This window comes from Streptomyces sp. bgisy100 (assembly GCF_057709105.1).
This window is the reverse complement of sequence record NZ_JBYITE010000010.1, coordinates 39,646-53,729: the sequence shown is the minus strand read 5'-3', so window position 1 is coordinate 53,729 and position 14,084 is coordinate 39,646. Positions and strand designations below refer to the sequence as shown.

The 14,084-nt window shown below is 71.8% G+C and carries 12 protein-coding genes; 8 read left to right on the top strand and 4 right to left on the bottom strand.

What is annotated here, in order from left to right; all coding sequences use genetic code 11:
- The first annotated feature begins 55 nt into the window (after positions 1–55).
- From AC3EQ1_RS09470 to dapD, 5 genes are all read left to right on the top strand, one after another.
- Positions 56–1,312: a cysteine desulfurase gene (locus tag AC3EQ1_RS09470; protein ID WP_351507299.1), complete on the top strand. Its 1,257-nt coding sequence runs from the start codon at positions 56–58 to the stop codon at positions 1,310–1,312.
- 47 nt (positions 1,313–1,359) lie between these two features.
- Complete coding sequence (gene sufU / locus AC3EQ1_RS09465; protein ID WP_388855737.1) at positions 1,360–1,824, top strand: Fe-S cluster assembly sulfur transfer protein SufU; 465 nt, start codon at positions 1,360–1,362, stop codon at positions 1,822–1,824.
- The gene (locus AC3EQ1_RS09460; protein ID WP_432093857.1) at positions 1,821–2,216 is read left to right on the top strand and encodes a metal-sulfur cluster assembly factor; all 396 of its coding nucleotides are present in this window, start codon (positions 1,821–1,823) and stop codon (positions 2,214–2,216) included. The genes sufU and AC3EQ1_RS09460 overlap by 4 nt, the downstream gene beginning before the upstream one ends.
- 84 nt (positions 2,217–2,300) lie before the next feature.
- On the top strand, positions 2,301–2,666 hold the full coding sequence (locus tag AC3EQ1_RS09455; protein ID WP_351507304.1) for a VOC family protein: 366 nt from the start codon (positions 2,301–2,303) through the stop codon (positions 2,664–2,666).
- 207 nt (positions 2,667–2,873) lie between these two features.
- Positions 2,874–3,866 carry a 2,3,4,5-tetrahydropyridine-2,6-dicarboxylate N-succinyltransferase gene (dapD, locus tag AC3EQ1_RS09450; protein ID WP_432093856.1) on the top strand — a complete coding sequence of 331 codons (993 nt, stop codon included), beginning with the start codon at positions 2,874–2,876 and terminating at the stop codon, positions 3,864–3,866.
- A 41-nt stretch (positions 3,867–3,907) separates the two neighbouring features.
- On the opposite strand, the gene dapA is transcribed toward dapD, so the two are convergent.
- Positions 3,908–4,846, bottom strand: a complete 939-nt coding sequence (dapA, locus tag AC3EQ1_RS09445) for a 4-hydroxy-tetrahydrodipicolinate synthase (RefSeq protein WP_432093855.1) — start codon at positions 4,844–4,846, stop codon at positions 3,908–3,910.
- Between the two features lie 118 nt (positions 4,847–4,964).
- Positions 4,965–6,797, bottom strand: a complete 1,833-nt coding sequence (locus tag AC3EQ1_RS09440; RefSeq protein ID WP_432093854.1) for an endonuclease/exonuclease/phosphatase family protein — start codon at positions 6,795–6,797, stop codon at positions 4,965–4,967.
- A 191-nt stretch (positions 6,798–6,988) separates the two neighbouring features.
- Here AC3EQ1_RS09440 and AC3EQ1_RS09435 point away from each other — a divergent pair, with 191 nt between their 5' ends.
- A complete protein-coding gene (locus tag AC3EQ1_RS09435) occupies positions 6,989–8,479 on the top strand; it encodes a hypothetical protein (protein WP_432093853.1) in 1,491 nt (496 codons plus the stop codon).
- A gap of 392 nt (positions 8,480–8,871) precedes the next feature.
- Complete coding sequence (locus tag AC3EQ1_RS09430; RefSeq protein ID WP_432093852.1) at positions 8,872–10,311, top strand: alkaline phosphatase PhoX; 1,440 nt, start codon at positions 8,872–8,874, stop codon at positions 10,309–10,311.
- Here AC3EQ1_RS09430 and AC3EQ1_RS09425 read toward each other — a convergent pair.
- Together AC3EQ1_RS09425 and AC3EQ1_RS09420 are read right to left on the bottom strand one after the other, a co-directional pair.
- Entirely contained in the window at positions 10,283–11,104 is an 822-nt protein-coding gene (locus AC3EQ1_RS09425; protein WP_432093851.1) for a class I SAM-dependent methyltransferase, read from the bottom strand. The genes AC3EQ1_RS09430 and AC3EQ1_RS09425 overlap by 29 nt on opposite strands.
- A gap of 296 nt (positions 11,105–11,400) precedes the next feature.
- Entirely contained in the window at positions 11,401–12,588 is a 1,188-nt protein-coding gene (locus AC3EQ1_RS09420; protein WP_432093952.1) for a TerD family protein, read from the bottom strand.
- A 639-nt stretch (positions 12,589–13,227) separates the two neighbouring features.
- On the opposite strand from AC3EQ1_RS09420, the gene AC3EQ1_RS09415 reads away from it, so the two are divergent.
- Positions 13,228–14,016 carry an RlpA-like double-psi beta-barrel domain-containing protein gene (locus tag AC3EQ1_RS09415; protein ID WP_432093850.1) on the top strand — a complete coding sequence of 263 codons (789 nt, stop codon included), beginning with the start codon at positions 13,228–13,230 and terminating at the stop codon, positions 14,014–14,016.
- Positions 14,017–14,084 lie beyond the last annotated feature (68 nt).

Sequence of the window (14,084 nt, the reverse complement as noted above, 5' to 3'; positions counted from 1 at the left end):
GGGACGGGGACACCACCCGGGCGAAGGCTCCGGGGACGAACGGAGGGCAAGGGGCGTGACGACACTGCCGGGCCTCCTCGACACCGAGGCGATCCGCAAGGACTTTCCCATCCTGGACCGTACGGTCCACGACGGGAAGAAGATCGTGTACCTGGACAACGCGGCGACCTCGCAGAAGCCGCGGCAGGTGCTCGATGCCCTGAGCGGGTACTACGAGAGGTACAACGCCAACGTCCACCGCGGCGTGCATGTCCTCGCCGAGGAGGCCACGGCGCTGTACGAGGGCGCGCGCGACAAGGTCGCGGCGTTCATCAACGCGCCCAGCCGCGACGAGGTGATCTTCACCAAGAACGCCTCCGAGTCGCTCAATCTCGTGGCCAACATGCTGGGCTGGGCCGAGGAGCCCTACCGCGTGGACCGCGAGACCGAGATCGTCATCACGGAGATGGAGCACCACTCCAACATCGTGCCGTGGCAGCTGCTGGCGCAGCGCACCGGTGCGAAGCTGAAGTGGTTCGGCCTGACCGACGACGGCCGGCTCGACCTCTCCAACATCGACCAGATCATCACCGAGAAGACGAAGATCGTCTCGTTCGTGCTGGTCAGCAACATCCTGGGCACGCTCAACCCGGTCGAGGCCATCGTGCGCCGGGCGCAGGAGGTCGGCGCCCTGGTGCTGATCGACGCCTCGCAGGCCGCGCCGCACATGACGCTGGACGTGCAGGCGCTCCAGGCGGACTTCGTGGCCTTCACCGGCCACAAGATGTGCGGTCCGACGGGCATCGGTGTGCTGTGGGGCCGGCAGGAGCTCCTCGAGGACCTGCCGCCGTTCCTCGGCGGCGGCGAGATGATCGAGACCGTGTCGATGCACTCGTCGACCTACGCTCCCGCACCCCACAAGTTCGAGGCCGGAACGCCCCCGATCGCGCAGGCCGTGGGCCTCGGCGCGGCCGTGGACTATCTGACCTCGATCGGCATGGACAACATCCAGGCCCATGAGCACGCGATCACCGAGTACGCGGTGAAGCGGCTCCAGGAGGTCCCCGACCTGCGGATCATCGGTCCGACCACGGCCGAGGACCGCGGAGCGGCGATCTCCTTCACGCTGGGGGACATCCACCCCCACGACGTGGGGCAGGTGCTCGACGAGCAGGGCATCGCGGTCCGGGTGGGCCACCACTGCGCACGGCCGGTCTGCCTGCGGTACGGAATTCCCGCGACCACGCGAGCGTCGTTCTATCTGTACTCCACTCCCGCCGAGGTGGACGCCCTGGTCGAGGGGCTGGAGTACGTACGGAACTTTTTCGGTTGACCGGCAGACCATTCCGACCGGCAGAGCATTGAGGGACAGGCTGACTCGTGAAGCTTGATTCGATGTACCAGGAAGTGATCCTGGACCACTACAAGCACCCGCACGGGCGCGGGCTGCGCGACGGCGACGCCGAAGTGCATCACGTCAACCCCACGTGCGGTGACGAGATCACGCTGCGCGTCCGGCTGAACGGCGGCACCGTCGAGGACGTCTCGTACGAGGGCCAGGGCTGCTCGATCAGCCAGGCCAGTGCCTCGGTGCTGAACGAGCTGCTGGTGGGCAAGGACCTCGCCGAGGCGCAGCGCATTCAGGAAACGTTTCTGGAGCTGATGCAGTCCAAGGGCCGCATCGAGCCGGACGACGCGATGGAGGAGGTGCTGGAGGACGCCGTGGCGTTCGCCGGCGTCTCCAAGTACCCGGCCCGGGTCAAGTGTGCTCTGCTGAGCTGGATGGCCTGGAAGGACGCCACTGCCCAGGCACTGGGCGACGAGGCTGCGAGGAAGACGGCATGACCGAGAACGCCACCGAGAACGCGACCGAGACCCCCGAGACCCCGGCGACCGCGACCCCCGGGACCGCGACCCCCGGGGCCGGTGCGGCGACCGTCGACGAGGTCACCGAGGCCCTGATGGACGTGGTCGACCCCGAGCTGGGCATCGACGTCGTCAACCTGGGCCTGATCTACGGGGTCCACATCGACGACGCCAACATCGCCACGATCGACATGACGCTGACGTCTGCGGCGTGTCCGCTGACCGACGTCATCGAGGACCAGGCGAAGTCCGCGACCGAGGGACTGGTCAACGAGCTCCGGATCAACTGGGTCTGGATGCCGCCGTGGGGCCCGGACAAGATCACCGACGACGGGCGCGAGCAGCTGCGCGCGCTCGGCTTCAACGTCTGAGAGCGTGACCGAACGTCCCGGACCGCGCGTCCGGGACCGCCTGTCGTGCTGACACGGCCATGCCCGCCGGGAAGACTGGCGGGCATGGCCGTTTCGCTGTTCCAGATCGCCGTGGACGCGCATGACGTCCGGGGACTCGCCCGCTTCTGGTGCCAGGTGCTCGACTGGGCGGTGCTGTTCGACCACCCCGAGGAGGTCGTCATCGGTGCCGGACCGGACACCTGGCCCGGGATCGTCTTCCTGCCCGTGCCCGAGGGCAAGACGGTGAAGAACCGGCTGCACCTCGACCTCAGCCCGGACGACCAGGAGGCCGAGGTGGCGCGGCTGCTGGCGCTCGGTGCGCGGCGGGCCGACGTCGGCCAGGGCGCGGACGTGACCTGGGTGGTACTGGCGGACCCGGAGGGCAACGAGTTCTGCGTGCTGCGCCCCAAGGAGACCCTGCTCGACTGAGCCCCGTGCCCGCCGGGGCCCGGAGGGGCGGCTGTCGGTCGGGCGGGTCCGCGGCCCGCGCCGGAGGGCCGCTTCCGGCGGGGGCCCGCCCGACGGCCCGTTCCCGCCCGCGGCCGGTCTCCGGCGGGGTGACGGCGCCGCTGTGCAGGAGGTCTGCGCACTGAGACCGGTTAGCGTCCGGGGGCCCGGGCCGGTTAGCGTTCGACCATGACCGATGCTGCTACCGCTTCCCGTACCACCGGCGCCGTCGCCGCCGGCCTCGCCACCGTCACCGCCGACGGCACCGTGCTCGACACCTGGTTCCCCGCTCCCGAGCTCGTCGCCGAGCCCGGCCCCGCGGGCACCGAGCGGCTGAGCGCCGAGCGCGCCGCCGAGCTGCTCGGCGAGAAGGCGCCGGCCGCGCTCGGCCCGGACCACCGGCGCGGGGTCGAGATCGTCGCCGTCCGCACGGTCATCGCCTCCCTGGACGACAAGCCGCTGGACGCGCACGACGCGTACCTCCGGCTCCACCTGCTCAGCCACCGTCTGGTGCGGCCGCACGGGCAGAACCTGGACGGCATCTTCGGGCTGCTCGCCAATGTCGCCTGGACGAGCCTCGGGCCGGTGGCCGTCGACCGGCTGGAGGCCGTGCGGCTCGCCGCCCGCGCCGAGGGCCTGCACCTCGCGGTGACCAGCGTCGACAAGTTCCCGCGGATGACCGACTACGTCGCGCCGTCCGGGGTGCGCATCGCGGACGCCGACCGGGTCCGGCTCGGCGCCCACCTGGCCTCCGGCACCACGGTCATGCACGAGGGCTTCGTCAACTTCAACGCCGGCACCCTGGGCACCTCCATGGTCGAGGGCCGGATCAGCGCCGGTGTCGTGGTGGGCGACGGCTCCGACATCGGCGGCGGCGCGTCGATCATGGGCACCCTGTCGGGCGGCGGCAAGCAGATCGTCTCGATCGGTGAGCGCTGCCTGCTCGGCGCCGAGGCCGGCATCGGCATCGCCCTCGGCGACGACTGCATCGTGGAGGCCGGCCTCTACGTGACCGCCGGCACCCGGGTCACCCTGCCGGACGGCACCGTGGTCAAGGCTCTGGAGCTCTCCGGCGCCAACAACCTGCTGTTCCGGCGGAACTCCACCACCGGGCGGGTCGAGGTGCTCCAGCGCAGCGGCTCCTGGGGCGGCCTCAACGAGGCGCTGCACAGCCACAACTGATCATCCGCCCCGCCCGGTGTGCGCAGGCCGGCTCCGCGAGGTCAGCTCGTGACCTCGACGGAACCCGGCCTCGGCACCGGGCCGGGGGCTGCGCGGCGCAGCCGCGCGAGGGCGTCCAGCAGCCCGTCGGTCCGTTCCGGACCGGCGGGCTGCAGTGGTCCGCGCACCGGTCCGCCCGGCAGCCCCAGGGCGTTCAGCAGCGCCTTCGCGGTGACGGCGCCGGGGAGGCCGCCGGCCATCATCAGCTCGGTCAGCGGGACCAGCCGCCGGTGCAGGCGGGCGGCCTCGGCGTTGTCGCCGCGGTCATGGGCGTCGAGCACCGCCCGGATCTCCGGCCCGGCGACGTTCGCCACGGTGCTGACGACCCCGGCCGCGCCGATGGCGTAGAGCGGCAGGTTCATCTCGTCGCAGCCGGAGTGAACGGCGAGCCCGGTGTCGCTGAGGACCTTCGAGGTGCCCAGGACGTCGTAGGCGCAGTCCTTCACCCCGGCGATGCGCGGATGCCCGGCCAGCCGGGTCATGGTCACCGGTTCGATCCGCGTGGCGGTACGGCCCGGGATGTCGTAGAGCATCACCGGGAGCTCCACCGCGTCCGCGACGCCGCGGAAGTGCGCCTCGACCGCTTCCTGCGGCGGGCGGCTGTAGTACGGCGTGACCACCAACAGCCCGTGGGCGCCTGCCCGTTGGGCGGCCCGGGCCAGCCCGATGGTGTGCCGGGTGTCGCTGCTCCCCACCCCGGCCGTGATCCGTGCCCGGTCCCCGACGGCCTCGGCCACGGCCTCGACCAGGCGGGTCTTCTCGGTGTCGGTGGTGGTCGGCGATTCGCCCGTGGTGCCGTTCAGCACCAGACCGTCGCAGCCTCCGCGGTCCACCAGATGGGTGGCGAGCCGCTGGGCGCCGTCGAGGTCGAGCGAACCGTCGTCGGTGAACGGGGTGACCATGGCGCACAGGGTGCGGCCGAAGGGGCGGACTGCGGACATGGAGAGACCTTCCGGAGAGGAGGGGCGGGACTCTGCCGAGTCTCGCCCCTCCCGTCCGGGATGATCCACTTAAATCTGCTCACTCAACGTGTCAGCAGATCTACGAGGTGCTTCCGGCTCACGGCCGGAAGCGCAGCACCTGCGGGTCGTGGTCGCTCACCTGGTCGGCGAACTCCGCGTTGACGTGGACGATGTCGTAGTCCGGCTTGCGGATGCCCCGGCTCGTCAGCATGTGGTCCAGCACCTGCGAGTTGCCGTTGAAGACGTAGCCGTACCGCTCGGCGCGCGGCAGGCGGGTCACCTGGTCGGTGAGCGCCCGGCCGGCGGTGAGGGCGTCGAGGGCGGGGGAGAAGTCGTAGTCGTTCAGGTCGCCCGCCACGACGACCCGGGCCTTCGCGTCGATGGCGAGCAGCGACTTCAGCCAGGTGTTGACCACCTTCGCCTGCGCCGTCCGCTGGGTCTCGGACGGCCGTGCCGGAGGCTGGAACCGGCTGTCCAGGCCCTGGTCGCCGCCCTTGCTGTTGAAGTGGTTGGCGATGACGAAGACCGGCTTGCCGCGGAAGGTGAACCGGGCGGCCAGCGGCTTCCGGCTGTTCTTCCAGGCCTCGTTGCCCGGGTCGATCCGGCCGGGGTTGGCGGACAGCGCCGCGCCGCCGGAGGACTTCACCGGGGTCACCGCGGTGGTGGCGTCGCCGCCGGCCACATCGGTGAACGAGACCCGCTGCGGGTTGTAGAGGAAGGCCACCCGGATGTTGCCGCCCGGCTGGCCGCCGTCCTGGTCGTCGGCCGGGTCGATCTGGCGCCAGGCGTAGGACGGGCCGCCCGCGGCGGCGATCGCCTCGGTGAGCTTCTTCAGGGTGGCGTCGGCGGACACCACCTTGTCGTTAGTGGGGCCGTTGTCGTCCTGGACCTCCTCGAGCGCGATGACGTCGGGGGAGGAGAGGTTCTCCACGACGGCCCCGGCGAGCCGGTCGAACTTCGCCTGCGCGTCCTTCGGGGAGAGGTTCTCCACGTTGTAGGTGGCCACGGAGAGTTCGGACTCCGACTGCTTGCGGGTCTTCTCGCGCTGGAGCTTGTTGTCCTCCAGCGCGCCGAGCGCGGTGGCCTGGACCTCGTAGCCGCCGAACTGGTCGTAGTCCAGCGGGCCGGAGGTGACCCCGGTGAGCCGGTCGCCGACGTTCGCCTGCGGGAACGGCCGCTCCGCGAGCGGGAGCAGCGAGGCGACCTTCACCCGGCCGCCGTTCTGCTGGCCGTAGGAGCCGTACAGGCTGCCGCCGCGGACCGTGCCGTTCTGCTTCGGCTCGGCCGTCACCCAGAGCTCGTTGTGCTCGCTCGCGGCGCCGACCACCCGGGCGTCCTTGACCTGGGTGAGCATGCCCTCCAGGGACTCGTACCGGTCGAGGGCGTAGCTGCGCGGGGCCAGCGGCAGCGACTCGACGTTGCCGTCCCCGCCGTCGGCCGCGGGGGAGTAACGGTTCGGCAGGGAGGCCGCATTGAGCCGGAAGGTCTCGGGCAGCGGGTTCCCCGAGGAGGCCACGGTCCAGGTGGGCTTGCTGATCTCGGTGACCGACTGGACGCCCGACGCCGCACCGCCGGGGTAGTACTCGGTGACGGTGCCGGACACCCGCACGGAGTCGCCCACCGCCACTTCGGGGGTCTTGGAGCCGGTGTAGACGAACACGCCTTCACTGGTGGCCTGGTCGCGGTCGGGGTCCGGGTCCTGGACCCAGAAGCCGCGGGCGGAGCCGAAGGAGCGGACGGCGGTGACGGTGCCCGGCACATCGGTCACCGTCTTCCCCGCCAGCGGGGATATCCGGGTGTTGCCCTGGATGTCGTGGATACGCACATCGGCGGCGCTCGCCGAGTGCGGCGCTGCCAGCAGACCGGTCGCCACGGCGGTGGCGATCAGCGCGGCGAACGTCGCCGGTCTGCGGATGGGGTGAGCGGACATCAACGTCTCCGGAAAGGGTGAGGGGTGGAGTAGAAAGATGCTCTACGCGCGTCAATGTCCTGTGTTGTCAACGGAGTTGTCAAGGGATCTCCGATGTATTGCTCCTGTCAGGGACATGAACCGGGTGGGATGGGGCGATATCCGTCTAGGCTTGGGCGGTGCCAGACCCGCGTCCCGAGGAGAATCCCCCGATGTCCGGAGACCGCCCCATCATGCCGCCGGTGCGCCTGCCCTCCGAGGCCGAGCTGGCCCGCGACGCCCTCGCGGCCCCGCTCCTCGCCCGCGCCGTGCGTCTCGCGCGCTGGGCCGGTCCGGGTACGCCGGTGGGGGCCGGCGGCGAACTCCTGGAGGAGGGGCTGCGGGAGGCGGTCGCGCACCTGGGGCTCACCGGGGACGAGGACGGCCCCGCACACGCCGGGGAGGCCTGGCGGCTGGCCGTCGACACCGGGCTGGTGGACGTCGAGGAGGACGCGCCGGACGGTGCCGGGGAAGCGGCCGGCGCCGAGGAGGGGGCGGCCGGAACCGCCACCCCCGGGGAGGCCGCGGCGCTCGTCACCTCCGGCAGACCCCGCGACATCCTCGACCTCTGGCTGGACGGGCTCGACACCGTCCTCGACGACGCCGCCGCGCCCGACATCGCCGACCTCGTGGAGCACATCGGCGAGGGCGGCGAGCTGGATCTCGACGCCCTGGACTGGGATCCGGAGGAGGAGGCCGACTTCCTGGACAGCGTGCTCGGCAACCTCTACCTGCTCACCGTGCTCGACGACGGCTCGGGGGACTCCGCCGTGCCGCTGCCCGCGCTGGCCGCCTCCGTGATCGTCCCCGAGGACATGGACGAGCCCACGGACGAGTTGCTGGAGGACGTGTCCGAGGCGATGATGCGGCTCGACGACCAGTTCCGGCTGCTCGCCCCCATCGGCCTCGTCGAGTACCGGCCGGTGGACGAGACGCTGATCGCGGAGCTGGGAGCGGAGGGCGGCGCGGCGCCGGACGGCGCGGCCGCGGACGACGCGGACGTCTCGCGCTACGGCATGGTCCGGCTCACGCCGCTCGGCGTCTACGGCGTACGGGCCCGGATGCTGGAGGCCGGAGTGGACGCCCCGGCCGTCGGCGACCTCGCCGACAAGGGGGCCGACGTCCTGCTGGACCGGCTGCCCGGCTACCCGGAGATGGTCGCCCAGGGGGAGCTCGAGGCGTGGCTCGCCCGGCGTGACGGCACGGACGCCACCCGTGAGCTGCTCGCGGCGGCCCGCGGGGACGATCCGCAGGCCCCGCTGCGGCGGCTCGCCTGCCAGCAGGCGCTGCTGATGGTCGGCCCGGAGGCCGCACCCGCGCTCCGCGAGGTGCTCGACGACCCGCGGCTGGGCGGTCTCGCCCGGGTGGGGCTCGCCGAGCGCGGCATCACCGATGTGCCGCCGCCGCCCCAGGACATGGTCTTCTGGCTGACGATCGACACCATCGCGGCCCAGCTCGACCGGGTGGAGGACACCGCGGAGCTGCGGGAGCTGGTCGAGGGCGTCGTCGGGCAGCACAGCGGGTTCTTCGAGGCCGCCTGGCGGGTGGACCACCCGGCGGCGGCGGAGGTCCTGGAGGCGATGGGCCGGCTGCACCCGGACAAGAAGCTGGCCAAGGAGGCGCGGAAGGCGGCCTTCAAGGCCCGGTCGAAGTCGGGGCGCTGATCGCCTGATCCTTTCGGGTGCCCGACCCGTGGTCGTCCCGGGTGTCCACGGGGGCCGTGGGCCCGGGGCGCCCGGATTCCGTGGAGGTGGCCCGGCATCGCGCGCCGACGCCCGTGCTCCGGCCGGGGCCGCTCGGCCGGGGCGCGGGCGTGGTCCCTCGGTGCGGGTTTCCGCGGGCCGCCGGCCGGAGCGCCCGCCGGGCCGTAGTGCAATATCGGCCACTTCCTCCTGTTCTGTGCGGATGGGGGGTGACAGCGGCAGGAACGCGGAGAGGGGAACGGATCCCCTATCGGTCCGGGGATGTCGTGTCGAGTTCAGCCGCCGTTCGAGCGAGCGCGGCAGCGTGGGAGCGGCAGACCAAGGGGACAGATCCGGCCACTCAGGAGTTCACGATGCCGCTCACCCGCAGAGACTTCGCGAAGCGCTCGGCCGCCACCGGGGCGGGGGTCGCCCTCGCCGGCAGTATCGGCGTACTGGGCACCGCCCCCGGCGCCCTCGGATCCGAGCCCGGGGACACCGGAACCGGTGAGGCCGGCGCCGGAGGGAAGGCCGGCTACGGGCCGCTCGTGGCCGACCCGGACGGCATCCTCGCCCTCCCCGCCGGGTTCTCGTACCGGATCATCACCCGCAGCGGGGAGACCCGGCTGGAGTCCGGGGAGTACACCCCCTCCAACCACGACGGCACGGCAGCCTTCGAGGGCCCGCGCGGGGTGACGCTGCTGGTCAACAACCACGAGCTCAAGGGTCCGCGGGCCGACTGGGACCACCCGGTCCCGCTCACCGACGGTCTCGTCTACGACCCGGCCGCCGCGGGTGGCTGCACGGTGGTCGAGGTGCACCGGGACGGACAGGTCGCCGAGTGGGTCGGCATCGCCGGTACGTCCACCAACTGCGCCGGCGGCAGCACCCCGTGGGGCACCTGGCTCACCTGTGAGGAGAGCGAGGACCGGGCCGGCGAGCACGGGATGACCAAGGACCACGGCTACGTCTTCGAGGTCGACCCGCAGGACCGGCGCGCCAACCGTGCGCCCCGGCCGGTCAAGGCCCTCGGCCGGTACGCGCACGAGGCCGTGGTCGTCGACCAGCGGCGCGGCCATCTGTATCTGACCGAGGACGCCTCCGGTCCGAACGGTCTGTTCTACCGCTGGGTGCCGCCGCACGGCTTCCGGCACGGCCGCGGACGGCTGCGGACGCTGGCCGACGACGCCGGGGTGCTCCAGGCGCCGAAGTGCTTCGACTCGGGCGGCCGGTTCGTCGACGATCTGTCCCGGGCCACGCGCACCGGCACGGTCTACGGCGTGGACTGGGTCGACGTGCCCGACCGGGACGCCCGGACGAAGCCGGTGCGCAAGCAGTTCGCCGACGGCGAGGTCACCCGGGGCCGCAAGCTGGAGGGCATGTGGTGGGCGGACGGCGGCGCGTACTTCGTGTGCTCCTACGCCCGGGAGGAGAGTCCGGTCGCGCACGACGGCCAGGTCTGGTTCTACGATCCGCGCCGCCGGACCCTGACCCTGAAGGTGCTGCTGGGCGTCAACCGGAACCCCGGCGAGGACGGGGCGTTCGACGGCCCGGACAACATCACCGTCTCCCCGTACGGCGGCCTGGTCATCGCCGAGGACGGCGAGGGTGTCCAGCACCTCTTCGGAGCCACGGACAGCGGGAAGACCTACCCCATCGCGCGCAACGACCTCAACATCGGCACCGCCGGGGAGCCGGAGTTCAGCGAGTTCACCGGTGTGGTGTTCTCCCCGGACGGGCGGACGCTGTTCGCCAACATCCAGGAGCCGGGGATCATGCTGGCGATCACCGGGCCGTGGCGGCGTCAGCGGTGACCACGTAGTAGTCGAGCAGCCCGGTCTCGTACGCCTCCAGGAAGCGGCGGGGCCAGAGGTACTCCAGGGGCGTCTGGGCGAGCCAGCGGTCGTAGGCCGCCCAGACGTCCTCACCGATCGAGCGCGCCGTGACGTTCCGCAGCCCGGCCGCGGCCAGGTCCTCCACGAACAGGCCGATGACGTGCGGGTGGTCCAGCCGGTCCGCGTAGCTGGGCAGCAGCCCGGGAAGCGCCCGGGCCGCGTGCCGGCTCGTGGCGAAGAACGTCGCCACCGCCAGCCGGCCGCCGGGGCGCAGCACCCGGGCGGCCTCGTCGGCGAAGCCGGGCATGTCCGGGAAGTGCTGGGCGGACTCCACGGAGTAGAGGCAGTCGACGGAGAGGTCGGGCAGCGGCATGCTCTCGGCGGCGCCGCACACATAGCGCAGCCGTGAGGGCAGTTCGGTCAGCAGGGCCGCGTTCGCGTACCGGGCCCGGTCCAGCTGCTCGGGGTGCACGTCCAGACCGCACACCTCGCCGAAGCCGAACTCGCGCAGCGCGAGGGCGGCCCCGAGCCCTATGCCGCAGCCGACGTCGACGGCGTCCAGCCCCACGGTGCGGTCGAACTCGCGCAGCACGACCCGGTAGAGCTCCTGCTCGGTGCGGAGCCGGTCCTCCCCGGTGAGGGGGCGCTCGACCGGGATGTCCCGCCAGTAGCCGAAGTTGATGAAGCCACCCGTGAAGGCGGGCACGGTACTGAGGTCGAACGGGCCGTAGATCTTGTCGACCTGTTCCGGTAGCGGCTGTCGCTGCGCCATGGGGCTTTCCTCGCTTCGTCGGGGCGTCGGAGAGCCTGCCCACGTGGTCTCACCTTGCCACGCGACGCGAGGAGTTCACGACCCGGAGCCCGGGCTTCCTACGGATCCCGAACGGGCGCCGACCGCCGTCGTACGGGGGGCACCGTGCCGTACGGAGGCGCGGGGGAGGCGAGGGCCACAGAGCCGATGCGGCCTCGGGGCCGTACGGAGCCGGGTGGGCCGGGTCACGGCGGAACGCTTGCCGTGACCCGGCCCACCCGGTTCGTGCTCCGCGGCGCCCGGCGCCTCCCGGGGAGCTACAGCGCCTGCCCGCCCGGCTTGACCATGCCCCGCACCGTGCGGGAGTCGACGTACTCACCCATCGCCGTCATCTCCCATTCGCCGGAGAACTGGCGGATCAGCTTGCACATCATCACGCCCGTCCGCGGCTCCGCACCCGTCAGGTCGAAGCGCACCAGCTCCTCGCCGGTGCCCGCGTCGAGCAGCCGGCAGTACGCCTTGGCCACCTCGGAGAACCGCTGGCCGGAGAAGGAGTTCACGGTGAAGACCAGCCCGGTGACGTTCGGCGGCAGGCCGCCGAGGTGCACGGTGATCGCCTCGTCGTCACCGCCGCCCTCGCCGGTGAGGTTGTCCCCGGAGTGCTGGATGACGCCGTTCAGGATGGCGAGCTTGCCGAAGTAGCAGGCGTCGACCTTCTTGCGGTCGGGGCCGTAGGCGATGACCGAGGCGTCCAGGTCGATGTCCTTGCCGCGGTAGGCCGGCTCCCAGCCGAGCCCCATCCGGACCGAGCTCAGCAGCGGGGCGCCGCCCTTCACCAGGGAGACGGTCTGGTTCTTCTGGAGGTTCACCCGCCCCTTGTCGAGGTTGATCTTCCCGGTGCCTGCCGCCGGCGGGGCGGGCGGAGCCGCGGCGGGCGCGGCCGGTGCGGCGGGTGCCGCCGAGGGCTGCGCCGGAGGCTGGGGGGCGGCCGCCGGAGCGGGGGGAGCGGCCGGCTCCTCGACGCTCACGCCGAAGTCCGTCGCGATGCCCGCCAGCCCGTTCGCATAGCCCTGGCCGACGGCCCGGGCCTTCCACGCTCCGGCCCGGCGGTAGACCTCCATGACCACCAGGGCGGTCTCCTCGCTCAGCCGGGGCGGGGTGAACGTGGCCAGCACGCTGCCGTCGTCGGCGCTCCGGAGGGTCGCGGTGGGTTCGGTGCCGGAGAAGGTCGTCCCGGGGGCGTCGAGGCTCGCCGTCACGACGATCTTCTCGATGTCCGCGGGGACGGAGGCGGTGTCCACGGTGACCGAGTCCGGCCCGGAACCGCCGCCCGCCCGGTGGGTCACCCCCGGGCCGTCGGGCTGGTTGTAGAAGACGAAGTCGTCGTCCGAGCGCACCTTTCCGTCCGCGGTGAGGAGCAGGCCCGACACATCGAGACGGACCGGGGCGCTGACGTCCACCACCACGCGGGGGACGGACAGCGGAATGTTCGAGCCAGGGGTCATTGCGGTCATGTCCGGGGTAACGAGCGAGACGGGTTTACGGTTCCATTACCTTCCTGCTGCCTTCCTGCCGGCTTCCTCAGCCCTCCCCGGCCGCTCCTGGCCGTCCGGCACCTTCCGCGACGGGCAGGACCCGCCGTCCGCCGACAGGGTGTACGGGCCTGCCCCTCGACGATCCGGAATCCGGGATTCTTCCGCGGGTCCCGTCAGGAGGAGTGCCCGGTTTCGGGGCGGAAGGCCGGAATTCAAGGTCCTCCAGCGAGTCGGAAAGTGCCCTTCGGCGGATCCGTGGAGGGCGTGCGTGAAGGCTTTTCGCGGCGCTTCGGTGCGGACCGGACTTTCCCGCCCGGGCTGGCTGCCACGCTTTCCCTGCCGACCCGCGACACCCCTCACATGCTCGGGTTGGCAGCGCTGACCTGCGCGATCGTCCGCTCACTTCCCGGGCCGACGGCTGCGGCAGGGGGAAAGCCTCTCCTGCCTTAAAGCTTCATTAAGCCTTAAGGCTGCTTTATGGAAGGGGGTGGCGGAGTGCCCTCGGGAGCAATTATCCGGCAGATTCGCTCGACTATTTTCCGGACGCCTTGAAACGAAGCGCGCCTCCCGCCGTATGAGAACGCGGAACGCCCAGAAAAGGAGTCAGACATGGCACACAAGAGGACCGTCAGCCGCAAGAAGAAGCTCGCTCTGGCAGTCGGCGCCTTCGCCCTCGCCGGCACCGGGGCCGGGGTCATGGCGGCGACCAGTAACGCCAGCACCGGCATGGCCTCCGGTGCGGGCGGTGCGGAGGCGAAGGGTGAGGTCGTCTGCGCGGGTTCGACGGTGACGTTGTCGGGTGAGGGCGGGGCTCCGGGTGCGACGAGTGGTGAGTTCCCGGTGGGGACGAAGCTGAAGGTGACGAACCTGGACAACGACAAGTCGACGACGGTGTCGGTGACGGGGCCGTCCGGGAGTTGCGCGCTGCTGAACAACGCGGCGTTCGAGGAGGTCCGGGAGCCGGGGAAGAACCTGATCCGCAACGCCCGGATCGAGCGCGTGGGTGAAGGCGGAGAAGGCGGAGAAGGAGGCGCAGGCGGCGGAGACGCGGGCCAGTCCGCGGAACAGCCCCCGGCGGACGGCGCGGGCGAGGGCGGCGCCGCGGACGACGCGGGTGCGGAAGCCGGTGCGGGCGGTGCGGAGGCGAAGGGTGAGGTCGTCTGCCCGGGTTCGACGGTGACGTTGTCCGGTGAGGGCGGGGCTCCGGGTGCGACGAGTGGTGAGTTCCCGGTGGGGACGAAGCTGAAGGTGACGAACCTGGACAACGACAAGTCGACGACGGTGTCGGTGACGGGGCCGTCCGGGAGTTGCGCGCTGCTGAACAACGCGGCGTTCGAGGAGGTCCGGGAGCCGGGGAAGAACCTGATCCGCAACGCCCGGATCGAGCGCGTGGGCTGAGTACCCTTCCGCCCGGCGCACCCACGCGTGCCACCGGGGTGCACAGGTACTCACTCCGCAGGTGACCG

Excerpts from the sequence above, each read along its gene's own strand:
- AC3EQ1_RS09440 (WP_432093854.1), bottom strand. The coding sequence starts at position 6,797 with ATGTCCGCTCACCCCATCCGCAGACCGGCGACGTTCGCCGCGCTGATC.
- AC3EQ1_RS09455 (WP_351507304.1), top strand. The coding sequence starts at position 2,301 with ATGGCCGTTTCGCTGTTCCAGATCGCCGTGGACGCGCATGACGTCCGG.
- AC3EQ1_RS09425 (WP_432093851.1), bottom strand. The coding sequence starts at position 11,104 with ATGGCGCAGCGACAGCCGCTACCGGAACAGGTCGACAAGATCTACGGC.
- dapD (WP_432093856.1), top strand. The coding sequence starts at position 2,874 with ATGACCGATGCTGCTACCGCTTCCCGTACCACCGGCGCCGTCGCCGCC.
- AC3EQ1_RS09420 (WP_432093952.1), bottom strand. The coding sequence starts at position 12,588 with ATGACCCCTGGCTCGAACATTCCGCTGTCCGTCCCCCGCGTGGTGGTG.
- dapA (WP_432093855.1), bottom strand. The coding sequence starts at position 4,846 with ATGTCCGCAGTCCGCCCCTTCGGCCGCACCCTGTGCGCCATGGTCACC.
- AC3EQ1_RS09430 (WP_432093852.1), top strand. The coding sequence starts at position 8,872 with ATGCCGCTCACCCGCAGAGACTTCGCGAAGCGCTCGGCCGCCACCGGG.
- AC3EQ1_RS09460 (WP_432093857.1), top strand. The coding sequence starts at position 1,821 with ATGACCGAGAACGCCACCGAGAACGCGACCGAGACCCCCGAGACCCCG.
- AC3EQ1_RS09435 (WP_432093853.1), top strand. The coding sequence starts at position 6,989 with ATGTCCGGAGACCGCCCCATCATGCCGCCGGTGCGCCTGCCCTCCGAG.
- AC3EQ1_RS09415 (WP_432093850.1), top strand. The coding sequence starts at position 13,228 with ATGGCACACAAGAGGACCGTCAGCCGCAAGAAGAAGCTCGCTCTGGCA.